General features: G+C 71.3%; 17 protein-coding genes. 11 read left to right on the plus strand and 6 right to left on the minus strand.

The genetic code is table 11. The features are described 5' to 3' along the window. Positions 1–48: 48 nt before the first annotated feature. Genes ACSQ2D_RS21025 through ACSQ2D_RS21035 form a run of 3 tightly spaced genes read right to left on the minus strand, consistent with a single transcriptional unit; the run spans position 49 to position 8,082 of the window. A complete protein-coding gene (locus ACSQ2D_RS21025) occupies positions 49–2,379 on the minus strand; it encodes a beta-galactosidase (RefSeq protein ID WP_435987945.1) in 2,331 nt (776 codons plus the stop codon). Further along, positions 2,376–4,571, minus strand: coding sequence for a glycoside hydrolase family 3 N-terminal domain-containing protein (locus tag ACSQ2D_RS21030; protein ID WP_435987946.1), 2,196 nt, complete (start codon positions 4,569–4,571; stop codon positions 2,376–2,378). The genes ACSQ2D_RS21025 and ACSQ2D_RS21030 overlap by 4 nt, the downstream gene beginning before the upstream one ends. 1 nt (position 4,572) lies before the next feature. Next, positions 4,573–8,082 carry a GH36-type glycosyl hydrolase domain-containing protein gene (locus tag ACSQ2D_RS21035; RefSeq protein ID WP_435987947.1) on the minus strand — a complete coding sequence of 1,170 codons (3,510 nt, stop codon included), beginning with the start codon at positions 8,080–8,082 and terminating at the stop codon, positions 4,573–4,575. A 201-nt stretch (positions 8,083–8,283) separates the two neighbouring features. On the opposite strand from ACSQ2D_RS21035, the gene ACSQ2D_RS21040 reads away from it, so the two are divergent. The 10 genes from ACSQ2D_RS21040 to ACSQ2D_RS21085 all read left to right on the plus strand — a co-directional run bounded on the left by ACSQ2D_RS21040 (position 8,284) and on the right by ACSQ2D_RS21085 (position 20,442). Continuing rightward, on the plus strand, positions 8,284–9,942 hold the full coding sequence (locus ACSQ2D_RS21040; protein ID WP_435987948.1) for an ABC transporter substrate-binding protein: 1,659 nt from the start codon (positions 8,284–8,286) through the stop codon (positions 9,940–9,942). Between the two features lie 61 nt (positions 9,943–10,003). Next, the gene (locus tag ACSQ2D_RS21045; protein ID WP_435987949.1) at positions 10,004–10,993 is read left to right on the plus strand and encodes an ABC transporter permease; all 990 of its coding nucleotides are present in this window, start codon (positions 10,004–10,006) and stop codon (positions 10,991–10,993) included. Further along, complete coding sequence (locus tag ACSQ2D_RS21050; protein ID WP_435987950.1) at positions 10,990–11,934, plus strand: ABC transporter permease; 945 nt, start codon at positions 10,990–10,992, stop codon at positions 11,932–11,934. Before ACSQ2D_RS21045 ends, ACSQ2D_RS21050 begins: the two co-directional genes overlap by 4 nt. Then, positions 11,931–13,784, plus strand: coding sequence for an ABC transporter ATP-binding protein (locus ACSQ2D_RS21055; protein WP_435987951.1), 1,854 nt, complete (start codon positions 11,931–11,933; stop codon positions 13,782–13,784). Before ACSQ2D_RS21050 ends, ACSQ2D_RS21055 begins: the two co-directional genes overlap by 4 nt. Before the next feature lie 196 nt (positions 13,785–13,980). Next, positions 13,981–15,027, plus strand: coding sequence for a LacI family DNA-binding transcriptional regulator (locus tag ACSQ2D_RS21060; RefSeq protein WP_435987952.1), 1,047 nt, complete (start codon positions 13,981–13,983; stop codon positions 15,025–15,027). A 167-nt stretch (positions 15,028–15,194) separates the two neighbouring features. Then, positions 15,195–16,496 (plus strand): glucoamylase family protein, encoded by a 1,302-nt coding sequence (locus ACSQ2D_RS21065; RefSeq protein ID WP_435987953.1) that lies wholly within the window; start codon positions 15,195–15,197, stop codon positions 16,494–16,496. Positions 16,497–16,619: 123 nt separating this feature from the next. Continuing rightward, positions 16,620–17,096 (plus strand): hypothetical protein, encoded by a 477-nt coding sequence (locus ACSQ2D_RS21070; protein WP_435987954.1) that lies wholly within the window; start codon positions 16,620–16,622, stop codon positions 17,094–17,096. Positions 17,097–17,258: 162 nt separating this feature from the next. Beyond that, positions 17,259–18,584 carry an ABC transporter substrate-binding protein gene (locus ACSQ2D_RS21075; protein ID WP_435987955.1) on the plus strand — a complete coding sequence of 442 codons (1,326 nt, stop codon included), beginning with the start codon at positions 17,259–17,261 and terminating at the stop codon, positions 18,582–18,584. 281 nt (positions 18,585–18,865) lie between these two features. Further along, the gene (locus tag ACSQ2D_RS21080) at positions 18,866–19,591 is read left to right on the plus strand and encodes a carbohydrate ABC transporter permease (RefSeq protein WP_435987956.1); all 726 of its coding nucleotides are present in this window, start codon (positions 18,866–18,868) and stop codon (positions 19,589–19,591) included. Beyond that, entirely contained in the window at positions 19,591–20,442 is an 852-nt protein-coding gene (locus ACSQ2D_RS21085) for a carbohydrate ABC transporter permease (protein ID WP_435987957.1), read from the plus strand. The genes ACSQ2D_RS21080 and ACSQ2D_RS21085 overlap by 1 nt, the downstream gene beginning before the upstream one ends. 117 nt (positions 20,443–20,559) lie before the next feature. On the opposite strand, the gene ACSQ2D_RS21090 is transcribed toward ACSQ2D_RS21085, so the two are convergent. The 3 genes from ACSQ2D_RS21090 to ACSQ2D_RS21100 form a co-directional block, all read right to left on the minus strand. Beyond that, positions 20,560–20,892, minus strand: a complete 333-nt coding sequence (locus tag ACSQ2D_RS21090; RefSeq protein ID WP_435987958.1) for a cupin domain-containing protein — start codon at positions 20,890–20,892, stop codon at positions 20,560–20,562. Positions 20,893–20,974: 82 nt separating this feature from the next. Next, positions 20,975–21,388, minus strand: coding sequence for a hypothetical protein (locus tag ACSQ2D_RS21095; RefSeq protein ID WP_435987959.1), 414 nt, complete (start codon positions 21,386–21,388; stop codon positions 20,975–20,977). Positions 21,389–21,421: 33 nt separating this feature from the next. Continuing rightward, positions 21,422–22,543: a carbohydrate kinase family protein gene (locus ACSQ2D_RS21100; protein ID WP_435987960.1), complete on the minus strand. Its 1,122-nt coding sequence runs from the start codon at positions 22,541–22,543 to the stop codon at positions 21,422–21,424. 155 nt (positions 22,544–22,698) lie between these two features. Between ACSQ2D_RS21100 and ACSQ2D_RS21105 the strand changes: the two genes are divergently transcribed. Next, positions 22,699–24,060 (plus strand): 6-phospho-beta-glucosidase, encoded by a 1,362-nt coding sequence (locus ACSQ2D_RS21105; protein WP_435987961.1) that lies wholly within the window; start codon positions 22,699–22,701, stop codon positions 24,058–24,060. The last annotated feature ends 3 nt before the right edge of the window (positions 24,061–24,063 follow it).

Here is a 24,063-nt window from a genome sequence, read left to right on the forward strand (position 1 = left end):
GGGTGCGACGTCTTGTCGTGACCCCGGCGGTTTCTCGTACCTCTGACTTCAGGGCCGCAGAGCGCGCTCCCCCGGGGCCAGCTCCACGGGCAGGCCGTCGACGATGACCGTCGTGCCGCCGTGCTCGTCGAGGCCCGGCCGGAAGTGCACCGTGCCGTCGGCGTCGACACCGGCTATCTCCGCCGAGGCCCAGTCCAGACGCCGCCCCGCGACGTCGAGGCCGAGGGGCAGGATGTGCCCCGACCGCGGCGGCACGTGCAGGGTGGTGCCGGCCGCGATCGGGGTGCCGTCGAGGGCGACCGTCACCGTGGCCGGTGCGCCCGAGGTGTTGATGACGTGCACGGCGCGCTGCCCGTCGTCGGTGCTCGTCGTCGTGGCAAAGACGCCCGGCCACTGGGTCTCGAGACGCAAGCCGGGACTCACACCCAGACTCGACAGGGCCCGGTCGAAGAGCACCGGGTCCGACGGCACCTGCGCAGCGAGCACGATCGCACGCCCCTCGCCGAGCGGCACGTCGACGCCGCACACCGCGCCGTAGACGTCCGTCAGCACGACGTCCCCACGCTGGTGGTCAAGCTTCTGCACCCACCCGGCCCGCATCTCCGGCCACGGCTCCGCCCACCCGTGCGCGACGAGCGACGGGTAGTAGTGGCCGGTGTCGCGCACCACCTCACCCGCCGTGAGACCCAGCGCGTCCGCCAGCACCGTGCACGGCGACCCGTCGAGGTCGCGCTCGGGCAGCCGCCCGAGCAGCACGACGTTGCCGCCCGTCGTGACGTGCCCGACGAGTCGCTCCTGGACGACCCGCGACAGGTAGCGCCCCGTCCCGACGAGCACCGTCGACCCCGGCACAGGATCGCGCCGCTCGAGATGCGTTGCGCCGTAACGGAAGCCGCCGAGCAGGAGCGACCGCGCCAGCGCCTTGCGCTCCCCGGCCCCCCGATGCGACGTCAGGTCGTCGACGACCTCCGTCATCACATCAGACGAAGGGTGGTGGTACTCCGTCATGTACGCGTCGAGCACGAGCCCCAGCGACACGTCGTCGTGGTCCTCGTCCATCCGGGCCAGCCACGGCTCGTTGGCCTTGATGGCCTTCACCGCCCGCGCCGTCGCCGAGTACGCATACCCCCGCTGCCCCTCCGGCCCCACCGGCGCAGCCGTCCCGTGCCGCTCGCCGGTGAAGCTGATCCGGTCGTTGCCATCCCCCACAGCCTCGTCGAGCGGCGGGTTGATGCCGCCGGCGAAGAGGTAGTAGTTGATGAGCCGGTTGCCCTGCGCCAGGCACAACCGCGTCTTGAGGTCGGCCGTCGAGGGGTCGTACTGCATCTCCGCCCCTGCGCCGTAGTCACCAGAGCCGGCCTCGAACTCGAGCGAGGTCAGCGGCTGGTCGGAGTCGTGCACGGCCGCCATGTAGGCGTTGATGACGTAGAGGTCGGTCATCGTGTTGAGCGTCGCCTCGCCGAGGTAGTGGTCCGACCCCGAGACCATCCCCGGGATGCCGGCATACGTGTCGACGAGCTGGCTGATGCCGATCGGGAAGGGGGCGCCGTTGCCGCCCTCGGTCCCGTGGATGTTGACGAAGAACGGCACCCCCGCGACCCCGCGCTCCTCGCACATCGAGCGCAGCGCCGCGACGTAGTCGGCGAACCGCTGCCGCATGAAGAGCCCGAGGTCGAGGCGCAGCGCACCCGCCCACTCCTCCTTCGGCGACCGCACGACCTCGGCCCACCCCGACGAACCCGGCGACACGGCATACGGCCCCGAGTCCCCATGACGCGACCGCACGAACTCGCCGAACGACGCGACGAGCCCGTCGGTGAGGTCGGGCGAGTTCGTCACCCAGGCGAGCATGCCCACCTCGTTGTCGAGCTGGACGCCGACGATCGGGCCGCCGTTGGGCTGCAGCCGCGGCGCGAGCACCGGCATGATCGCGTCGAACCACCGCGCGCTCTCCGACAGGAACGCCGGCGCCAGGTAGTCCACGGTGCTCGAGCTGACCTGCTCGCCGTCCCACCCCACCGGGATGACCTCCGGGTGGTCGCGGTAGACGCTGAACGGGATGCCCTCGTTCTTCAGCTCGGCCATGATGAACGGCCCGGGCCGGGCGATGAAGCGCAGCCCCTTCTCGGCGGCGAGGTCGATGAACGCGCCGATGTCGCGCTCGGGACGCGTCTCGCCGGTCACGTCGAGCGAACCGTCGGGCAGCTCGTGGAAGATCCACGGGATGTAGGAGGCGACGGTGTCGCAGCCGGCCTCGACGAGCAGGTCGAGGCGCTGGCCCCACTCGGCTCGCGCGACGCGGAAGTAGTGCACCTCCCCCGACATGACGATGACGGGCTCGCCGTCGATGCGGATCTGGCGCTGGACGGTCTCGATCATGAGAAGGCCTTCGGGGACGTGACGGTCACGGACACGGACTGGAGTCGGGCGGCGTCGGGCCCGGTGAGCAGGACGATCTCGCCCTCGTCGACGCGCGTCGTGAGGTCACGGCCTGCGTATGCCGCCTGCTCGGCCTGCACGTCGAAGGTGACCTCGCGTGCCTGGCCGGGCTCGAGGTCGACGAGCGCCCAGTCGGTCAGCTCGACGAGCGGGCGGGTCACCTGGGCGACGGGGTCGCGGAAGTAGAGCTGGACGACCTCGCGGCAGGGCCGCTCGCCCGTGTTGGTCACGGTGACGGTGAGGGTCGTGGACCCGTCGGTCGTCATCGTCGGCGACGACAGGACGGGTGCCCCGTAGTCGACGCTCGTGTAGGACAGGCCGAAGCCGAAGGGCAGCCGCGGGTAGGTGAGGGCGTCGATGTAGCGGCCCTCCCGGTGGTCGACGTCGGCCCGGATGAGCCGCCCCGTCGGGCGCTGGTGCGTGCTCGTCGGGATGTGGCCCGTCGACAGCGGGAAGGTCATCGGCAGCCGGCCGTGCGGCTCGGCGTCGCCGAACAGGACGTCGGCCAGGGCAGTGCCGGCCTCGGTGCCCGGGTGCCACACGACGAGCACCGCGTCGGCGAGGTCGAGCAGCTCGGTGAGGTCGAGCGGGCGGCCGGTGTAGACGACGGCGACGAGCGGCTTGCCGAACCCCGCGACGGCGCGCACGAGCTCGAGCTGTCCCGGTGGCAGTCCGATGTCGACGACGGACTGCGCCTCGCCGGAGCGGGACCGGTGCTCGCCGAGGAGCAGCACCGACGTGTCGGCGGCCCGCGCCTGCATGAGGGTCACGTCGGGGAAGCGGCCGTCGGCCACGGTGACCCGGTCGCCGAGGCGCTCGCGCAGGGCCGCCTCCGGAGTGACGACCTCCTCGCCACGGCCGTCGAGGACCCACGTGCCGAGCAGCGCGTCGCCGTCGTCGACGAACGGACCTGACAGCAGGACCTTCCCGGCATCGTCGCCGAGCGGCAGGACGCCGTCGTTCTTGACGAGCACGTGCGCGGCCTGCGCCGCGCGGCGGGCGACGGCCCGGGTCTCGGGGGTGGGCGCGTTGGACACCCCCGGCCGGGCGGCATACGGACGCTCGAAGAGCCCGAGGCGGAACTTCAGGCGCAGCACGCGGCGCACCGCGTCGTCGACGAGCGCGAGGTCGACCTCGCCGGACTCGACGAGCTCCTCGAGGTGCTCGAGGTAGGCGCCGCTCACCATGTCGAGGTCGACGCCCGCGCGGATGGCGAGGGCCGCGGCCTCCCGCTTGTCGGCGGCGACGCCCTGGAAGACGATCTGGCCGATGCCGTTCCAGTCGGCGACGACGACCCCGTCGAAGCCCCACTCGCCCTTGAGGACCTCGCGGACGAGGTGCTCATGGGCGTGCATCGGGATGCCGTCGACGTCGTTGAAGGCGGCCATGACGGTGAGGACGCCGGCGTCGACGGCCGAGCGGAACGGCCGCAGGTGGAGGTTGCGCAGCGTGTTCTCGCCGACGCTGACCGTGTCGTAGTCGCGGCCACCGGCGGCGAGGCCGTAGCCGGCGAAGTGCTTGGCGCACGCCGCGAGGCGGTCGGGGTCGCTCGGGTCGTCGCCCTGGAAGCCGCGGACGAGCGAGGCGGCGAGGCGGCCGGAGAGGACCGGCGTCTCGCCGAGCGACTCGGCGACCCGGCCCCAGCGCGGCTCCTCGGAGAGGTCGACCATCGGCGTGAAGGTCCACGCCACGCCGTCGACCGCGGCCTCGCGGGCGGCGATCTCGCCGATCTCCTCGGCGACGTCGGGGTCGAAGGACGCCGCGATCCCGAGCGGGATCGGCGCGACGGTGCGGTGCCCGTGGATGACGTCCCGGCCGAAGAGGAGCGGGATGCCGAGGCGGCTGCCCTCGACGGCGTGCCGCTGGGCGGCGTCGATGTTGCCGACGAGGACGCCCTCGTCGCGCTCGTTGCCGGCCGTCGCGCCGGAGGCGTAGAGGCTCGAGCTGATCCGGCCCGACGCGATCTCGGCGGCGTCGGCCTCGGGGTCGATGTTGGCGACCTGGTGGGTCTGGCCGACCTTCTCGGCCAGGGTCATCTCGGTCATAAGGAGGTCGATGCGCTCCTCGACGGGCCGCGTGGCATCGAGCCACGGCCGCTGCTGGGTGGGCGGCGTGGCGGTGACGTCAGTCATGTCAGTGGGTCTCCACGAGGATCTCGCTGGTCGGGGCAGTGGCGTCGGGGCCGTCGGTGGTCTCGCCGGTCGGGGGCGCGAGCAGGTCGGCGGTCCGGACGGCCGCTCCCGCCCGGCGGTAGGGGTTGGTCAGCGGTCGCAGGCTCAGCTCGCGCCCGTTCACGGTGACCCGGCGGACGCCGTGGCCCTCGGGCCCGACGACGTAGCGGACCGTGAGGTCGGTGCCGGCCAGGGGCAGGCGCGCGGTCAGCTCTGAGGTGCCGGCGCCGGCGCCACCGTCACCGCTCGGCGGCAGGACCGGGTCGATCTCGACGTCGTCGCCGCGCTGGCGGATGCCGAGGAGCACCTCGGTGACGAGCCGGAGCACGAGCCCCGGACCGGACGAGTAGACGCGCCACCCGCCCTCGAGCGGCACGTCGCCGGCCATGAGCGCGGCGTACCGCTCCGACGCGTCGTAGCGGTCGGTGAAGGCGCCGTCGGACGAGGAGTAGTAGCACGTCGTCTGGCGCGGGCGCGCCTGCGGCACGAGCGAGTCCAGTCCGACCGGGCTCGCCTTGGCGAGCGCCGTGAGCAGGGCCGCGCCGTCACCGACACGGGCCAGCGCCTCGGCGTAGCGCAGGTGCGCGTGCATGTACATGAGGCCGATCTCGCGGCCCCAGAAGGTGCTCGCCTCGGCGCGCTGGAAGACCGTCATCGGACCGCCGACGTAGCTGACCGGCCGGTCGAAGAGGCGCGCGCCGTCCGGCCCGAGGAGGTGCTCCTCGATGAGGTCGAGGTGGTGGCGGGCCTGCTCCGGCGTCAGCAGGTCGGCGCCGATCGCGTGGATCCACGGCAGCACGCCGTAGTGCAGGCCGGTGCGCTCGTCGGTCGGGTGGACGAGCGGCTCGAAGTGCCCGTCCTCGTGCTGCAGCAGGTAGCCCGGGAGCACCGGGTCGGCCGCGAGCTGGTCGAGGAGGGCGTCGTGGGTGCGCTCGGCGAGCTCGTCCGCGTCGGCGGCCAGCGCAGAGGCGCCGTTGGGCGCACCGACCGCGTGGAGGCCCTCGGCGAGGGTGCGCAGCGACTGCGTCTGGAGCACGGCCGTCCACGTGGAGACGAGGTGGGCGGCGAGGTGCGGGTCGGCCGGCTGGAGCGAGTCGTTCCAGTCGCCGTGGCCGTATGCCGGCAGCGGGCTCCCGGGGACCGTGCACTCCGCGATCCGCGCGACCGCACGACGCAGGTGCTCGGCCACCGTGGCCGGCTCGCCGAGCGCGTCGTCGCCGACGAAGGCGACCGTCTCGTCGAGCAGGCTCGCGTCGCCGCTCGTGCGCAGGTAGTCGCCGGCTGCGAGGACGGGCCAGAAGACGACGTCACCGTGCGAGTCCTGCTGGCCCGTCTCGGGCAGCGGCGGGAGGAACTCGAAGGCCTGCGGCCAGTCGCCCCGGGCGTTCTGGGCGCGGAAGACGCGCAGCAGCACGTCGCGGACGGCGTCCTGCCGGCCGAGCGCCGTGAGCAGCCCGACGGGCCCCTGGCAGACGTCGCGGGTGCCCCACGCGCCGCCCGAGAACTGCTCGAGCCCACGCGGGGAGAGGTAGTGCACGAAGGCGTTGTGCGTGAACCACGGCAGGGCCGCCGAGAGGTTCGCGGCCTGGGACCCGGCGTGGCCGAGTGACGACCCGTCGAGGGTCACGGCGTGGCCGGCCTTGTCCCAGAAGGCTGCTCCGAGGTGCTCGCCGGTGGGGACAACCTCGCCGGCCGCTGCCTCGCCGGCGCCGGGGGCGGAGCGGACGACGACCTCGAGCTGCTCGCTCGGGTCGAAGAGCACGGTGAGCCAGCCCGGGCCGCGGCCCTCGCCGTCGGCCTGGAGCCGGGCGTCGCCGACCTCGGCGGTGCCGGAGCCGGACCACGAGACCCGCCACGGGCGCGGGTCGCCCGCGGTCGTGACCTCGACGTGGTCGTCGGCGGTCGTGACGGAGGGTGCGTCCGAGAGGTCGTCGGCGACCTGCAGCGCGAGCATGACCCGGCGCGGAGCCGCGCCGCGCTGCCCGACCGACAGCGTCAGGGCGTGCTCGTCGGCAGGCGCGGCGGACGTCACGGTGAGCACGGGACCCGACGCGGCGGCATACCACCACGTGCAGTGGTCGAGGCCGGTGAACCACGCGCTCGGGGTCTCGAGGAGGCTCCACGTGCCGTCGGCGTCCTCGACGAAGAGGCGCACGCCGTGCGCGCGCTGGAGGCCGAGGTAGGTACGGCGACCCGTGACGACGGGGTTGCGGCCGACGTGGCCGCGGGTGACCTGGGAGTGGAAGGTGCCGGCCATCCACACCGTCGACGCGAGCGACCGCGAGTCGGGTGTGAACGCGTCACCGGTGCGCAGCAGGTGGCCGTGCGGACGCAGGACCGCGAGCTCCTTGGCGGGAGTCACGAGCTGGCCGCCGCGGACGGTCCACGCGAGCTCGGTGCCGTCGTCGGCCGTCTCGACGTCGGTGCGGCCCTCGAGCAGGCCGGCGGCGTCGAGCTCGTCGCGGTCGAGGGCCCGTGACGCGAAGGCCGGGCTCGACGACCACAGCGTGGCGGGTGCCGCCGCTCGGTCGCCCTCGGCAGCATCTGTCGGCCGGCCGTGGGCGCCGTCGCCCGCCGGCGCCCACGGGGTCGGGGTGGCCGCGAGCGCGACGTCGGCCCAGCGGGCGTCGGCGTCGGACGTGGCCTCGGGGTGGTCCTCCAGGGCGATGCCCCAGAAGCCGGTGCGGTGGGATTCGGCCGGCACGATCTCGACCGGGGCGTCCTGCAGGGCGATGAGCGAGTGCTCGTGCTGGAGGCGCGCGCTCGGCAGGTCCGCGGCGTCGAGGCCCGGCCACGTCACGCCGCGACCGGTGCGGCGGACGAGCTGGAGCGCGTCGGTCGCCCAGCCGGTGCCGGTGCCCACCGTGCCGACCATGAGCCACGGCACGCGCTCGCCCGGCATGTTCTGACGCACCGCGACGGCCGTGCCGTGCGCGGCCGTGGCGACCGGGGTGATGTCGAGGTACTGGCTGACGTAGTACTCGTTGATCCGGACGTTGCCGAGCGGTGCCAGGGCGGGGTCGTGGGTCAGGACCGCGTCGGCGGTGACGGGCTCGCCCGTCGTGTTCGTCAGCTCGAGGTCCCAGTGCCACGTCGGGGTGGCGGGGGTGGCCGGGGCTTCGGGGGTGTCCGCTGAGCCGTCACCGACCTGGAGGGTGAGGCGGTAGTCGAGGCCCTCGTGCTGGCCGGTGACGACGACGGCGCCGTCGCCCTGGGTCCCGCCGACGGTGACGACCGAGCCGCTGCCCGGCCCCAGCAGGGCCCGACGACGGATGCCGTCCGGCCGGTGCACGCGGAGGTGGACGTTCGTCAGTCCCGCCTCGGCAACGGTCGCGGGGTGCAGCAGCAGGCTGGTGCCGAAGGCCTCGAGACGGCGGAGCGCACCGTTGTCGAGGACCTCGGCGAAGAGCCCGGAGCTGCCCTCCAGGGTGAGGACCGAGGGGGCGGTCAGGACGGCGTTGTCGTCGGGCACCTCTCTTTCCTACCAGTGCCTCCTCCGATCAGCGATAGGCGAATCCCCCTGAAAACAAATGAAAGTCAGGGGCAGCACGGAAGTGGGTATGAAAGTAGTTACATGGTCGCAAGTCGTTGACAGGGGGCGTTGACGGACGCCTAGCCTGACGCAAAACGCCCCCGACGGAGGTCTGCAATGACGCTGACTCGAAGTAAGCCCGTGCTGATCGTGACCGGCCTGACCGCCGCGCTGGCCCTCGCCAGCTGTGCCGGCAGCGCCAAACAGAAGGAGAACGACGGCGCAGCAGGCGCCGGAGGGATGATCGCCCAGCTGACGTTCCCCTCGGAGGCAGACGCATCGGTCGGCAGTCTCGCGAACTACAACCCCTATGCGCCGAAGCCACTGACGACGACGTGGCTCTACGAGCAGCTCATCGTCCGCAACGCGCTGACCTGCGAGGAGACTCCGTGGCTGGCCGAGAAGGCCACCTGGGAGGGTGGCGAGAAGCTCACCTTCGACATCCGGCAGGGTGTCAAGTGGACCGACGGCCAGCCATTCACCGCGAAGGACGTCGCCTTCACCTTCAACCTCATGAAGCAGTATCCGGCGCTCGACAAGCCCGGTGTCTGGACGTCGACCTTCGGTGCGCCCGCCACCAGCGTGACGGCGGAGGGCAACAAGGTCGTCTTCGCCTTCTCCGGCAACGCCGCACCCAAGTACGACGGGATCATCGCCGCGAAGATCCTGCCCGAGCACATCTACTCGAAGGTCGGCGACCCGACCAAGTACGTCGACAAGACGCCCGTGTCGACCGGGCCCTTCAAGGTGGGCAGCTTCAACGGCCGCCAGCTCGTCCTCGAGCGTCGACCGGACTACTGGCAGGCCGACAAGATCAAGGTGAAGAAGCTCGTCCTCGAGGGCCAGTACGACGCGGCGCAGGCAGCCCTCAAGCTGCGGTCCGGTCAGCTCGACGCCTACTTCGGTGAGATCCCCAACCCCGAGAAGACGTTCGTCAGCGCGGACCCCAAGAACAACCACTTCTACTACGCGCCCAACGGCATGACCGTGCTCACGGGCAACAACGAGAAGGCGCCCTTCAACGACGTCAAGTTCCGCGAGGCCATCTCCTACGCCATGAACAAGAAGGAGATGTCGGTCAAGGCGACCTACGGCGTCATGAAGCCGGCGAGCCAGACCGGTCTCAAGCTGCCGTCCATGGAGAGCCTCCTGCCCGACAAGTACGCCGGGGAGGACACGGTGCTGCCCTACGACCTCGCCAAGGCCGGTCAGCTGCTCGACGCGGCCGGCTACAAGAAGGGTGCCGACGGCAAGCGCACCAACCCCGACGGCTCCCCGCTCGCCGTCAACTTCTCCGTCCAGGCCGGGTTCATCGACTACCAGGCGATGGCCGACGTGGCCGTCAAGGGGCTCAACGACCTCGGGATCACGTCGAAGGTCACGGCCTCCGCACCGGACTCGGTGGACGGCCAGAAGAAGACCGGTGACTACCAGCTGATGCTCGAGTACCTCCACGGTGGCTGCGAGCTCGCCAAGAACCTCGGCACGAAGCTCTCGAGCACCCAGATCCCGACCAAGACCGAGGTGCTGCCCAACGTCCAGCGCTTCAAGGACCCTGCGGTCGACGCGGCCGTGACGAAGCTCGCCGGTGACACGGACAAGGAGAGCCAGAAGGCCGACCTGGCCCCGCTCGTCGACACGATGATGACGCAGTACCCGGTCACGTCGCTCATCTACGCGCCGGCTCGCGTCATCTACCGCACCGACAAGGCGGTCGGCTGGCCGAGCGAGCAGGACCCGTACGCCAACCCCCAGGACGACAAGCTCCTGATGCTGACCCACCTCGCTGCCCCGAAGTGACGAACCCCGCCTCCGCCGGGGCGGCTGGTCCAGCCGCCCCGGCCCGGGCAGAGAGGCCCGCATGACGTACTTCGCGCGGAAGTTCGGCTTCTTCCTGGCCACCCTCTGGGCGGTCGTCACCCTGAACTTCCTCATCCCACGACTGCAGCCCGGCGACCCGGCCGAGATCATGGTGAAGCGGATGGCCGGCAAGGACGCCGCCCTGGACCAGGCCCAGGTCGAGGCGATGCGGGCCATGCTCGGCACCCCGACGGATTCGCTGTGGCACCAGTACATCTCGTATCTGGGCGAGCTCATCCACGGCAACTTCGGCCTGTCCTACACCTACTACCCCTTCCCGGTGACCGAGGTCATCGCGCAGGCGTTCTGGTGGACGGTCGTGCTCGTGACGATCGCGCAGGTGCTCTCGTTCGTCGGTGGCGTCGTGCTGGGGGCGTATGCCGCGTGGCGACGCAACTCGCGCTTCGACTCAGTCGTCACGCTGGGCTCGACCTTCCTCGGCACGCTGCAGCCCTTCTGGATCGGTCTGCTGCTCCTCTACGTCTTCGGCTACAGCCTCGGCTGGTTCCCGACGTCGGGCGGCTACGAGGAGGCCACCCCGGGGTGGAACTGGCCGTTCATCCAGGAGGCCGTCTCGCACTCCTTCCTGCCCGCTCTGGCCCTGCTCATCGTCACGCCCATCGGCTGGATCCTCGGCATGCGCAACACGATGATCATGAACCTCGGCGAGGACTACATCCGGCTCGCCAAGGCCAAGGGCCTGCGCGACCGGGACGTCGCGCTGAAGTACGCCGCCCGGAATGCCTTGCTGCCCAGCGTCACCGGCTTCGCGCTCGCACTCGGCGGCGTACTGGGCGGCGCGATCCTCGTCGAGACGGTCTTCGACTATCCCGGCATGGGCCGGTTGATGGGCGAGGCCGTCGAACAGAAGGACTACCCCTTGCTGCAAGCACTGATGCTCCTGACCACGGTCGGCGTGCTCCTTGCCAACCTCGTCGCAGACCTGCTCTACGGCGTGCTCGACCCGCGTGCGAGGAGGGCTGAAGGATGACGACGACCCCCGTACCCACCCCCGGCGAGGACTTCATGTCAGCGGGAGAGCCGGGTCAGGACCTCGCCGTCGAGCAGGTCAGCGACGTCGAGACACCCGACCAGTGGTGGCAGGTGATCTGGAGCAGCAAGAAGGCCAGGGTCGGCGTCATCGTCCTCGGCATCTACGTGCTCGTGGCCGTCTTCGCGCCCCTGATCGCTCCCCACGACCCGCTCGACGGGTCCTTCGAGCCGCTCGCCGGCCCGAGCTCGACCAACTGGCTGGGCACGACGACGAGCGGACAGGACATCGCGTCACAGCTCATCTACGGCTCGCGGATCTCGTTGCTGGTCGGTCTCTTCGGCGGTCTCTTCGCGACCGTGATCGCCACCGTCATCGGCCTCATCTCGGGCTACGCGGAGGGCAGTCTGCTCGACGACGGGCTGTCCTTCCTGACCAACGTCTTCCTCGTCATCCCCGTCTTCCCGCTCATCATCACCCTCGTCGCCTACTCGGAGGTGCGCGGACTCTGGCTCATCGTCGGCGTCGTGTCGATCACGTCCTGGGCCGGCGCGGCCCGTGCGAAACGCTCGCAGATCATCACGCTGCGCAACCGCGACTTCGTCACCGCGGCGAAGTTCTCGGGCGAGGGGACGTGGCGCATCGTCTTCCGCGAGATCATGCCCAACATGAGCTCGCTCGTGCTCGCGAGCTTCGTCGGTGCCGCGACCGGCGCCATCGCCGCCGAGGCAGGCCTGGCGGCACTGGGACTCGGTGACAGCCGCAACGTCTCGTGGGGCACGATGCTCTACCAGTCCAACGCGCAAGGGGCCATCGCCCAGGGTCTGTGGCTGTGGGTCTTCGCGCCGGGTCTCGTGCTCGCCATCCTCATGACCGCGACGACGTTCATCAACTTCGGCGTCGACCTGCTGAGCAACCCCCACCTGCGGGAGGACGCATGACACTCCTCGACGTGCGCGACCTCAGCGTCCGCTACGAGCCCAAGGCATCACGCCCCCTCGACGCCGTCCAGGGCGTCAGCTTCTCCATCGAGCCGGGTGAGTTCGTCGGGCTCATCGGCGAGTCCGGGTCGGGCAAGACGACGCTCGGCACGGCACTGTTGCGGCTGCTCCAGCGCCCGGGTCGCATCAGCGGTGGCTCGATCGAGTTCAACGGGACCGACATCACCGAGCTCCCGGAGGACGAGCTGCGCTCGCTGCGCTGGCGTGACCTCTCGACGGTCTTCCAGAGCAGCATGAACTCGCTCAACCCCGTCGTCCGGGTCGAGGCGCAGTTCCGCGACGTCATCGAGCAGCACTCGCAGCTGCGCGGCGAGGCGGTGACGCGCCGCATCCGCGAGCTCTTCGACATGGTCATCATCGACCCGAAGTTCATGACCGCCTTCCCGCACGAGCTCTCCGGGGGCATGCGCCAGCGGGTCAACCTCGCGCTGGCCCTGGCGCTCGACCCGAAGTTCATCCTCCTCGACGAGCCGACGACCGGTCTCGACGTCGTCGTGCAGCACTCGATCCTCGAGAACGTCCGGCGCCTCCAGGCCGAGCAGGGCTTCGCGGTCCTCTTCATCAGCCACGACATCGGCACCGTGCTCGAGCTCTCCGACCGCATCCTCGTGATGTATGCCGGTCGCATCGTCGAGGACCAGAGCGCCGGCGCGCTGCTGCGTGAACCCCTGCACCCGTACACGAAGGGGCTGCTCGGTTCGTACGGCGACCCCCGCGACGAGACCGTCAAGATCACCTACGTCCCCGGCCGGCCGCCGGACCTCAGCCGCGACATCGTCGGGTGCAGCTTCGCCCCGCGGTGCCCCGAGCGGATCCAGCTCTGCCTCGAGCAGGACCCCCCGCTCGTGCCGCTGAACGGTGGGCGGGTGGCCTGCCACGTCGCCGTGCTGCAGCGTGCGGACGGCGGCGCCGAGAAGTTCGGTGAGCCGAAGCGCGGATTCGAGGGACCCCAGTTCGTCAAGACCTCCGACGAGTCCCGGAGCGCCCTGGCCAACGAGGTCGTGCTCTCGGTCGAGAGCGTCTCGAAGGTCTTCGAGCGCCGACGGGGCTTCACCGTCACCCGCACCGAGGCGGTCAGCGACGTCAGCTTCGAGCTCCGCAGGGGCGAGGTGACGGCGCTCGTGGGCCAGAGCGGCAGCGGCAAGTCGACCCTCGCCAAGATGATCACCGGTGTCGAGACCCCGACCGAGGGGCGCATCGTCTTCCACGGCCCGGACGGCGACAAGCTCGTCTCGGGCTTCAAGGGAAGGGCGCTGCGTGACTACCGCAGCGACGTCCAGATGGTCTTCCAGGACCCGTACAGCTCGATCAACCCCGCCAAGCGACTCGGCTACGTCCTGTCCCGTCCGCTCGTCAACTACCAGGGGCTCAAGGGCGAGGAGCTGCGCGAGCGCGTCAAGGAGCTGCTCGAGCGGGTCGCGCTGACTCCGGCCGAGCGGTTCATCAACCGCTACGGCTACGAGCTCTCCGGTGGCCAGCGCCAGCGCGTCATCATCGCCAAGGCGCTCGCCGTCGAGCCGGAGATCATCGTCGCCGACGAGCCGATCTCCAGCCTCGACGTCTCGATCCGTGCCGAGATCCTCGAGCTGCTCAACGACCTGGTCAAGGAGAACGACGTCGGCATCCTCTACATAACCCACGACCTGCTGAGCGCCCGCATGCTCTCCGACGAGGTCATCGTCCTCAACAACGGGAAGGTCGTCGAGAAGGGGCCGACCCTCGGAGTCATCCGTGACCCCAAGGACGACTACACGCGCAGCCTGCTCGATGCGATCCCCAACCCGTTCTGAGGTCTCGCTCGGCAGGACCGTTCGGACGTCGCGGCGGGGTGGTCCGGGAGGGAGCCCCGGACCACCCCGCCGTGGCTGCCGAGCCGGCCGGACGGCATACGCCATCGGTCGCCGTGGCGGTCGGCCCGGGGTGCTGCGCCCCGCTTGTGAAGCGGCGCGGCGCCGTGCACAGTTGTCCCCGGAAGAGGGAGCCCGGGTGTCCACTGAGCACGATGACGCGCGACCGGTCACGATCTACACCGTGGCCGAGCGGGCCGGCGTGTCCATCGCCACCGTCTCGCGCGTGCTGAGCGGCTCGACCCCGGCGTCGGCGATGACCCGTCAGCGGGTGCTGCGGGCCGTCGAGGACCTCGAGTACGTCCCGCTCCGCGCCGGCCGCACCGTCGACGTGCCGTCGCACGAGACGCACGGCCTCGTCCTGCCGGGGCTGCGCGGGCCCTACTACTCCGAGCTGCTCTCGGGCTTCGAGTCGACGGCCGCCCGCGAGGGGCAGTCGGTCGTCGTCGTCGTGTGCGACGCGTCCAAGGACGCCGAGGCCTCGGTGCGCAAGATCCTCGGCCGTGTCGACGGCATCGTCATCGCCAACGACACGGTCAGCGACACGATGGTGCGCCAGATCGTGCGCTCCACCCCGACGGTGCTCGTCGCGCGCGACGCCATCGAGGGCTGTGACTCGGTGCAGGTCGAGAACTTCATCAGCTCGGCCGAGCTGACCCGGCACCTGCTCGAGCACGGCCGCACGCGGCTCGTCTTCGTCGGCGACCCCGACACCTCGCACGACGTCTCGGAGCGCTACCGCGGCTTCCAGCACGCCCTGACCCGCAAGCGCGGCGCCGAGGTGGCCGGCCCGATCCGCGTGCAGTACGAGGAGACGTCGGGTCGCCGCGTCATGGAGGGCCTGCGCGAGGCCGAGGCAGCCGGTGCCGAGATCGACGGGCTCGTCTGCGCCAACGACGAGCTCGCGCTCGCGACGATGGTGCTGCTCGGCCGCGAGGGCCGGCGCGTGCCCGACGACATCGCGGTCGTCGGCTTCGACGACATCATGACCTCGCGCTACCTCGCGCCGGGCCTGACCACGGTGCAGCAGCCGATGCGCGAGCTCGGGCGGTGGGCCGCGATCCGGCTCCACGAGCGCATCGCCGGGCGCACGTTCGACGTGCACCCCCAGGTGCTGCCCACCCGCATGGTCGTGCGCGGCTCGTGCGGCTGCGACTGGGACCAGACCTCCGTCGTCGGCGACTGACCCCACCGCACCCCAACCCCGTCGAGTGGTCACTCCCGCTCGTCGAGTGGTCACTCCCGTGCGTGCGGAAGCGACCACTCGAGGGAGGGACGGTCTCCCGACCCCGTCGAGTGGTCACTTCCGTGCATCCCCCAGACCCGCCAACCCAAGCCGAAGGACCCTTCCGTATGCCTGACCGCACCACCCTGCTCCGCTGGGCCGCCGACACGTGGCGCTCCTTCGAGGCGATGACCGACCCCGACACGGGCCTGCCGACCGACAGCATCGCCGCCTCGCTCGACCCCGCGACGCGCAGCGGCTACACGTCACCGACGAACATCGGCGGCCTGCTGTGGTGCACCGTCGCCGCCCGCGACCTCGGCCTCGTGGCCGCCGACGACGCGCACGACCGCCTCGCGCGGCTCCTCGCGACGCTCGCCCGCATGGAGGTGCACGACGAGTCCGAAATGTTCTACAACTGGTACGACGACCGCTCCGGTGCCCTGCTCCGCCGGATGCCCGACAGCGGGCACGAGATCCAGCAGTTCCTCTCGAGCGTCGACAACGGCTGGCTCGCGGCCGGCCTCATGGTGGCCGCCGCCGCCGAGCCCCGCGTCGCGCCTGCAGCCCGCGTCGTGCTCGACCGGATGGACTTCGGGGTGTTCCACGACCCCTCGGCCGGGCCCGACGGGCCGGGCGGGCGCCTCACCGGCGGCTTCTGGGTCGACGACCCGGGCCAGCCGACCCGGCGCGCCGCCTTCGTGCCGGGGCACGCCGAGGTGTTCCACACGACGCACCACTACGACCTGCTCGACTCGGAGCCGCGGATCGCGAGCTACGTCGGCATCGCCCACGGCCAGATCCCGCCGGAGCACTATGCCGCGCTCGACACCCCGCTGCGGCACTACCGGGGCCGCGACGTCGTGCCGACCTTCGGCGGGTCGATGTTCGAGGCGCTCATGCCGACGATCTTCGTGCCCGAGGCGACGTGGGCGCCGGACACGTGGGGCGTCAACGAGGCCCGAACGGTCGCGTTGCAGCGGGAGTACGCGATGGACGACAAGGGTTACGGCTACTGGGGATTCAGCCCCTCGGCCTGCCCCGGCGAGGGCTACTCCGTCTTCGGCGTCCCGCCCATCGCCTGGGAGCCCGACGGCTACCCGAGCGAGCGCGACGGCGAGGTCGTCGTCACGCCGCACGCCTCGGCCATGGCGCTCATGGTCGAGCCGGACGAGGCAGCCGACAACCTCGTGCGCATCGAGCGCGACCTCGGCGCCTACGGACCGGGCGGCTTCATCGACGCCGTCGACACCCGCACCGGTCGGCACGCGGGTCGCCACCTCTCGCTCGACCAGTCGATGGTGCTCGGCGCCCTCGCGAACGTCCTCGCCGACGACTGCCTCCGGCGCTGGTTCTGCACGCCCGAGGTCGAGGCCGTGCTGCGCCCCGTCGTCGCCGCCCGCGAGATGCCGCTGACCGGCCCTGCCTGACGGACGAGACCCGGCAGGTCGTGGAGTTCTTCCGGCACCTGGTGCCGGAAGGACTCCACGACCTCACCGACAGGCCGGTCGTACGCTGGAGGTGCCCCGAGCGCGTGAGAGGCGGTGGCGGTCGTGTCGCAGTGGCGTGAGCAGTGGTCGGAGCAGGAGTGGGTCACGCTCCGGTTCGCCCCCGTGTGGGTGCTGAGCGCCCTGGCCGGACGGGTCCGCTTCGACGAGGACGAGCGTGGCGCCTTCTGGGACGCCGTGACCGACGCGGCCCTGCGCAGCGCGGGTCCCGGACGCGAGCTGCTCGGCACCGCCGCAGCCGAGCGCCGTTGGCTCTTCGACGAGTTCGAGCTCGACGGCCGCCCGATCGTCTCCGGACTGCTCTCCGTCACGCGGCTGCTCGAACGGATGGCCGTCGAGACCCGGGACGACGTGCGCGCCACCGTCCTGCGGGTCGGGGAGGGCGTCGCCCGCGCCCGCGGCCACTTCGGCCGGCGCATGACGCTCGAGGACGAGCAGACGCTCCTGCTCGTCCACCAGCTGCTCCGGACCGCGCCGGAGACCACGAGCAACAACCCGCTCAACTCGCCGGCCGCCATCTGAGCCACGTCCCGGCCGCTCGGATGTCGGGGAGTGGCCCATCCGGCATACGCGGAGGTTACGGGCATACGATCGCCGGGTGGGCGAGGTCGAGCAGACTGGCCGGACGTCCACCGTGGTGAACGGCGCCCGCACACCCGGGCAGGAAGGACGCAGGGGAACCTCATGTCTGACAAGGAGATCGGCCGCGAGATCGGCCAGGCCCTCGGGGGCCACCTCAGCCGGCGCTCGCTCTTCGCGCTCGGCGGTGCCGCTGCGGTCACGGGTGCGCTCGCCGCGTGCGGCAGCAACACCGGACGCGAGCCGGCAGCCACCGGTGGCGCGACCGGCGGAGGCAGCGGCGCCACGCTCAACCAGTGGTACCACCAGTACGGCGAGGCCGGCACGCAGCAGGCCGTCGAGCGCTACGCCGCCGCCTACAAGGACGCCACCGTCAAGGTCAGCTGGAAGCCCGGCGACTACGACCAGTCCACGGCCGCCTCGCTGCTCACCGACGCCGGGCCCGACGTCTTCGAGTACGGCAACGGCCCGACGATCGACATGATCAAGGGCGGCCAGGTCGTCGACCTCACCGACCTCATCGGCGACACGAAGTCCGACCTCAACCCGAGCATCCTCGAGCGGATGACCTACGAGGGCAAGACGTACGCCATCCCGCAGGTCGTCGACATGCAGCTGCTCGTCTACCGGAAGTCGATGCTCGACAAGGCCGGCATCACCCCGCCCCAGACCATCGACGAGCTCATCGACGCGGCGAAGAAGCTGACCCAGGGCAACGTCAAGGGCCTCTTCCTCGGCAACGACGGCGGCGCCGGCCTCATGGGCGGCCCGATGCTGTGGTCGGCCGGGCTCGACTACCTCACCAAGGACAACCAGTTCGGCTTCGACGACCCACGCGCGGCGACCGCCCTCGGCAAGCTCCGCGAGATGTGGGACGCCAAGGTGCTGCTCCTCGGGGCGCCCAAGGACTGGTTCGACCCGTCGGCCCTGACCGCCGGCCTCACGGCCATGCAGTTCACCGGCCTCTGGACCTTCCCCGACCTCAAGAAGGGCCTCGGCGACGACTTCGGCGTCATGGCCTGGCCCGCCCTCGACGGCCAGGGCAAGGCGTCGGTCCCCGTCGGCGCCTACGGCTCGTGCGTCAGCGCCAAGAGCAAGGACGTCGAGGCCGCCAAGAAGTTCGCCAAGTGGCTGTGGATCGACCAGACGGCCTACCAGCTCGACTTCGCGACGGCCTACGGCTTCCACATCCCGTCGCGCACGAGCCTCATCAGCCAGGCGTCGACGCTCGCGAGCGGGCAGGCGGCCGAGGCGGCCAAGCTCGCGACCGACGTCGGCCACGCGCAGAGCCCGATCCTGTGGACGCCCAAGTGCGCCACGGCCTTCGGTGACGCGATGAACCGCATCGTCAAGGAGGGCGCCGACCCGGCAGGCGAGATCGCCAAGGTCAAGACCGTGGCCGACGCCGAGCTGAAGCGGGTCCTCGCCTGACGGCGCAGGCCGACCCGGCGGCATACGACAGCGCCGCGCAGCGGAAGGCAGCCGACCGGGCGACGCCACCCCCCACCGAGCCGGGGAGGCCGTCGCTCGGTCGCCGCCTGCGCGGGCGCCAGGACCGCAACCTGTGGTTCTGGGTCTTCGTCGGGCCGTTCGTCATCGGGCTCATCGTCTTCGTCTACATCCCGATCGCCTGGTCGATCTACCTGTCGTTCTTCGAGTCCTACAACACCGTCACCCCCACGAAGTTCGTCGGCGTCGGCAACTACCTCGACATGCTCCGCGACCCCGCCTTCCGCAACAGCCTCGTCACGTTCCTCGCCTTCGCCGTCTTCATCGTGCCGACGACGTTCGTCATCTCGCTCGGGGCGGCGCTGCTCGTCGCGCGCACCCGCGTCATGCAGTCGTTCTTCCGGTCGGTCTTCTTCCTGCCGACCGCGTGCTCCTACGTCGTGGCCGCGCTCGTCTGGAAGATGTCGATCTTCAGCGGCATCCGCTCGGGCCTCGCCAACGCGGTGCTCGGCTGGTTCGGCATCGACTCGATCCCGTGGCTCAGCCTCGCCGAGCCGCCGTGGTACTGGCTCGTCATCGTCACGGCGAGGCTCTGGCTGCAGGTCGGCTTCTACATGATCCTCTTCCTCGCCGGCATCCAGCGGATCAGCCCGACGCTCTACGAGGCGGCTGCGATCGACGGCGCCGAGGGGTGGAAGGTCTTCCGTCACATCACCCTGCCGCAGCTGCGCGCGACGTCGACGGCGGTGCTGCTGCTCCTGCTCATCAACGCGTTCCAGGCGTTCGACGAGTTCTACAACATCCTGTCGACCTTCGGCACCTACCCGCCCTACGCGCGGCCGCCGCTCGTCTACCTCTACTACACGGCGCTCGGCTCGGGTCAGGACTTCGGCCACGGGTCGGCCGGCGCCGTCATCCTCACCCTCATCATCGCGATCGTCGCCGTGGTGCAGGGCCGCATCCTCCGACTCGGCGACAGGGGCGACTGATGGCGATCGTCCGCAGCAAGCGGCAGTCCCGCATCACGGGGTGGGCCCGCTACAGCGCCCTCGTCGCGGCGGCGCTGCTCTTCCTCGTCCCCTTCTACCTGCTCGTGCGCAGCGCGTTCATGCGCGAGCAGGACCTCGGCTCGCCCGACTTCCACTGGCTGCCGCCGGTCTGGGAGACCTCCAACCTCACGGGCCTCTTCGACAACCCGGCGATCCCGATGGCGCGCAGCCTGCTCAACTCGGGCCTCATCGCGGTGACCCAGACGGTCGGCGTCCTCATCGTGTCAGGCCTCGCCGGCTACGGCCTGGCGCGCATCCCGTACCGCTGGTCCAACGCCGTCTTCTACACGATCACCGCGACCCTGCTCATCCCGGCGGCCGTGACGTTCGTGCCGAGCTTCGTCCTCGTGTCGACGCTCGGCTGGATCTCGACGCTGCGCGGCCTCATCATCCCCGGGCTCTTCCAGGCGCTCGCGACGTTCCTCTTCCGGCAGTTCTTCCTCGGCTTCCCCAAGGAGATCGAGGAGGCGGCCTTCATCGACGGACTCGGCTACTGGGGCACGTTCTGGAAGATCGTCGTGCCCAACTCGTTCGGCTTCGTCGCGGCCATCGGCACGATCACCTTCATCGGCTCGTGGAACGCCTTCCTCTGGCCCCTCGTCATCGGCCGCGACCAGGAGTCGTGGACGGTGCAGATCGCGCTCTCGACCTTCCTCACGGCGCAGTCGGTGCAGGTGAGCCAGCTCTTCATGGCGGCGCTCGTCGCGATCGTGCCGCTGCTGCTGATGTTCCTCTTCCTCCAGCGCTGGATCGTCGAGGGCGTCGAGCGCACCGGCATCGGCGGCGACTGAGTGCGGTGGATCGTCGGCACCCGAGGCCGGTGATCCACCGCGCACCGCTGCGTGGCGGCGACCGACGGCGTGTGCCGTGCCGCCGGGGTCGGCCCGGTCGGGCCGGGTCAGCCCCCGTCAGGGCAGCTTGGCGACGGTGAGCAGCACCGCAGAGTCCTCGAGCGCCTCGAGGGAGTGGCGCGCCTGCGGGACGACGATCAGGTCACCCGGCGCACCCTCCCAGGACGCGTCGGCCGTGCTGATGCGCACCCGTCCGCGCAGCACCTGGACCGTGGCCTCGCCGGGGTTCTCGTGCTCGGTCATCGACCGGCCGGCTGTCATCGCGACGACGGTCTGGCGCAGCACGTGCTCGTGGCCGCCGTAGACCGTGTCGGCGTCGCGCCCGCTCGAGGCCGTCGTGGCGTGTTCGAGCAGCTCCCGCGCAAGGGCGGTCAACGACGACTTCTCCATGCACTCACCATGGCACCCCGGGGCCCGGCCGTCGATGGCGCCGACCCACCGATGGCGTATGCCGGGTGGCCCCGTCCCCGGGTCAGCGCACGCGCCGCAGGTGGTCGGGAGCCGGCATCCGGCGCACCTCGACGCTCCAGAAGCGGACGACGAGCGGGTAGGACGGCACGAGCACGACCCGGTGCTCGAAGCCGCCCTCCCCGGTGGGCACGACCTCGGACCGCTCGACCGCGGCGGCGGCCGCCACGGCGCGGTCGAGGTCGCGCCGGTTGGTGTGGAGCACGACGGCGCCGACGTAGGTGACGGTGGCGAGCTCGTGGCCCCGGTCGGTGTCGCCGGCGAGGAGGGTCCAGCTGAACGAGTCCCCGGCGATCGACCAGTCCTGCACCTGCGCGGCGTGGAGGTCGAGGGCCGCGAGGTCGCTGACGTCGGCGGGCAGCTCGGGCAGCTCGGGCAGCTCGGGCAGCTCGGGCAGCTCGGCGGGCATCTCGGTCACCTCACCATCGTGCCCCGTGGCGACGGGTGACGGTCAGTCGAGGTCCTGGACGTCGGCGCGCTTGGCGATCGTGGCGGTGGCGCGGCGGCACGCCATGACCGGCACGCGCGGCACGATCTCGTCGAGGAAGCCGAACCGGCGCCGGAGCGAGCGGTGGTAGGCGTCGCCGCTCGTGTCGGAGACGAGTGCGGTCCACCAGTCGGCGAGGTCGCCCCAGCCGGGAGCCGCGAGCGAGCCGCCGTACTGCTGGAGCGCGAGCCCGGCACACAGGCTGGCGAAGGTCATCCGCTGCTCGAGCGGCCACTCGGCGAGGGTGCCGACGAGCAGGGCGGCTCCGAAGACGTCGCCGGCCCCGGTCGGGTCGACCTCCTGCACCCGCAGCGCCGGGACCCGTGACTCCTCGCCCGTGCGGGCGTCGATGCCGAGGGCCCCGTTGGCGCCGTCGGTGACGATGGCGACGGGCACGCGGTCGGCGAGGGCGTAGACGGCCTCGACGGGCGAACGGGTGCCGGTGTAGGCCATCGCCTCGACGGCGTTGGGCATGAAGACGTCGCAGCGCTCGAGCCGGTCGAGCACGTGCGGCGACCACTGCTCCTTGGGGTCCCAGCCGACGTCGGCGAAGACGAGCGCGCCGTTGTCGCGGGCCCGGTCGACCCACGTGGGTCCGCTCGCCCCGAAGGCCTCGTCCTCACCGAGGTCGACCATGACCGCGCGCGACCGCGGGGGCGTGCCGATGAGCTCAGCGGCAGCGACCGGCGCGGGGTGGCCGTGCGAGACCATGCTGCGGTCGCGGTCGACCGACATCGAGACGGTGACGGGGCTGTGCCAGTCGGCGAAGCGGCGGCTCCGGGCGAGGTCGATGCCCTCCTGCTCCTCGAGCGTGCGCCAGCAGAAGTCGCCGTAGTCGTCGTCGCTGAACGCGGCCGCGAGCCCAGTGCGCAGGCCGAGGCGGCGGGTGGCGACGGCGAGGTTGGCGATGCCGCCCGGGCACGAGGCGAGACCCTCGGCCCACACCTCGGTGCCCGGCTTGGGTGCGCTCGGGAGCCCGGCGAAGATCATGTCGAGGAAGACCGTGCCCCAGACGAACACGTCGAGCGACGGCTCGTCGGCGGTGCGACGGGACGCGAGCGGGTCGAACGTGTGGTTGAGAGGCACGCCCCCATGATCCCGCACTCCGGTCCGCGACTCGCCGGGATTGACGCCGACGTATGCCGGGTGGCCACTCTTCGTGCCGGGCGCGAGCGTCTGGCGTCGCGACCGTCGAGTGGCCCCGTCGTCACACCTTGGTACGGTCCGAGGGTGGTGCTGCCATGAAGCTGGTCATCCTCGGCGGGGGCGGGTTCCGCGTGCCGCTCGTCCACGGTGCGCTGCTGCGCGACACCGCGGACCGGCGCGTCACCGAGGTCGTGCTCCACGACACGGACGGCGCACGGCTCGACGTCATGCGGCAGGTCCTCGCCGCCCAGGCCGCGTTGCACCCGGCCGCCGCGACCGCGCCGCCCACGGTCACGGCGACGACCGACCTCGACGCGGCGCTCGCCGGCACCGACTTCGTCTTCTCCGCGATGCGGGTCGGAGGCGTCGAGGGCCGCACCGCTGACGAGCGGATCGCGCTCGACCTCGGGCTCCTCGGCCAGGAGACGACCGGACCGGGCGGGGTCGGCTACGGCCTGCGCACGGTGCCGGTCGCGCTCGACGTCGCCGAACGCGTACGCCGTCTGGCGCCCGACGCGTGGGTCATCAACTTCACCAACCCCGCGGGGCTCGTGACCCAGGCGATGCAGACGGTGCTCGGCGAGCGGGTCGTCGGCATCTGCGACTCCCCGCTGGGTCTCGCCAAGCGCGCGGCCGGAGCCCTCGGTCACGACCTCGACGACCTCGAGATCGACTACGCCGGGCTCAACCACCTCGGCTGGCTCACGGGTCTGCGCCACGACGGCCGCGACCTGCTGCCCGACCTCCTCGCGGACGACGCCGCGCTCGGCGCCATCGAGGAGGGGCAGCTCTTCGGCACCGACTGGCTGCGGTCGCTCGGGTCCCTGCCCAACGAGTACCTCTTCTACTACTACTTCACCCGCGACGCGATCGCCCAGATCACCGGCGCTCCGCAGACGCGCGGCGAGTACCTCGTCGGTCAGCAGGCCGACTTCTACGCCGGGGTGGCCGCAGCCCCCGAGCAGGCCTGGCAGCGTTGGGACTCCGTGCGTCGCGACCGCAACGCGACCTACATGCAGGAGACCCGCGAGGGCGACGACGGGCAGTCGCACGAGCGCGCCGAGGCCGACGTCGAGGGCGGCGGCTACGAGGGCGTGGCGCTGGCGCTCATGGCGGCGATCGCCCGCGACGAGCCGGCCCGCCTCATCCTCAACGTCCGCAACGGCGGCGCCGTCGCGGGACTGCCGGACGACGCCGTCGTCGAGGTGCCGTGCCGGGTCGACGCGGCCGGCCCCGTGCCCGTCACGGTGAGCCCGCTCCCCGGCCACGCGCTCGGGCTCGTGCAACAGGTCAAGGCCGTCGACGAGATCGTCATCCGAGCGGCCGTCGAGCGGTCGAGATCCCTTGCGGTGCAGGCCTTTGCGCTCCACCCACTCGTCGACTCAGTCACGGTCGCGCGCGAGGTGCTGACGGCATACGAGAGCAGGTTGCCCGACTTCTACGGGTCGCTCTCGTAGACG

Origin of the sequence: Terrabacter sp. LjRoot27, assembly GCF_964254175.1 — a bacterium.
Lineage (GTDB): Bacteria > Actinomycetota > Actinomycetes > Actinomycetales > Dermatophilaceae > Terrabacter.

Bases quoted from the DNA above. Each gene is read 5' to 3' on its own strand.
- ACSQ2D_RS21025 (WP_435987945.1), bottom strand. From the start codon at position 2,379: ATGATCGAGACCGTCCAGCGCCAGATCCGCATCGACGGCGAGCCCGTC.
- ACSQ2D_RS21030 (WP_435987946.1), bottom strand. From the start codon at position 4,571: ATGACTGACGTCACCGCCACGCCGCCCACCCAGCAGCGGCCGTGGCTC.
- ACSQ2D_RS21045 (WP_435987949.1), top strand. From the start codon at position 10,004: ATGACGTACTTCGCGCGGAAGTTCGGCTTCTTCCTGGCCACCCTCTGG.
- ACSQ2D_RS21050 (WP_435987950.1), top strand. From the start codon at position 10,990: ATGACGACGACCCCCGTACCCACCCCCGGCGAGGACTTCATGTCAGCG.
- ACSQ2D_RS21055 (WP_435987951.1), top strand. From the start codon at position 11,931: ATGACACTCCTCGACGTGCGCGACCTCAGCGTCCGCTACGAGCCCAAG.
- ACSQ2D_RS21065 (WP_435987953.1), top strand. From the start codon at position 15,195: ATGCCTGACCGCACCACCCTGCTCCGCTGGGCCGCCGACACGTGGCGC.
- ACSQ2D_RS21075 (WP_435987955.1), top strand. From the start codon at position 17,259: ATGTCTGACAAGGAGATCGGCCGCGAGATCGGCCAGGCCCTCGGGGGC.
- ACSQ2D_RS21080 (WP_435987956.1), top strand. From the start codon at position 18,866: ATGCTCCGCGACCCCGCCTTCCGCAACAGCCTCGTCACGTTCCTCGCC.
- ACSQ2D_RS21085 (WP_435987957.1), top strand. From the start codon at position 19,591: ATGGCGATCGTCCGCAGCAAGCGGCAGTCCCGCATCACGGGGTGGGCC.
- ACSQ2D_RS21090 (WP_435987958.1), bottom strand. From the start codon at position 20,892: ATGGAGAAGTCGTCGTTGACCGCCCTTGCGCGGGAGCTGCTCGAACAC.
- ACSQ2D_RS21105 (WP_435987961.1), top strand. From the start codon at position 22,699: ATGAAGCTGGTCATCCTCGGCGGGGGCGGGTTCCGCGTGCCGCTCGTC.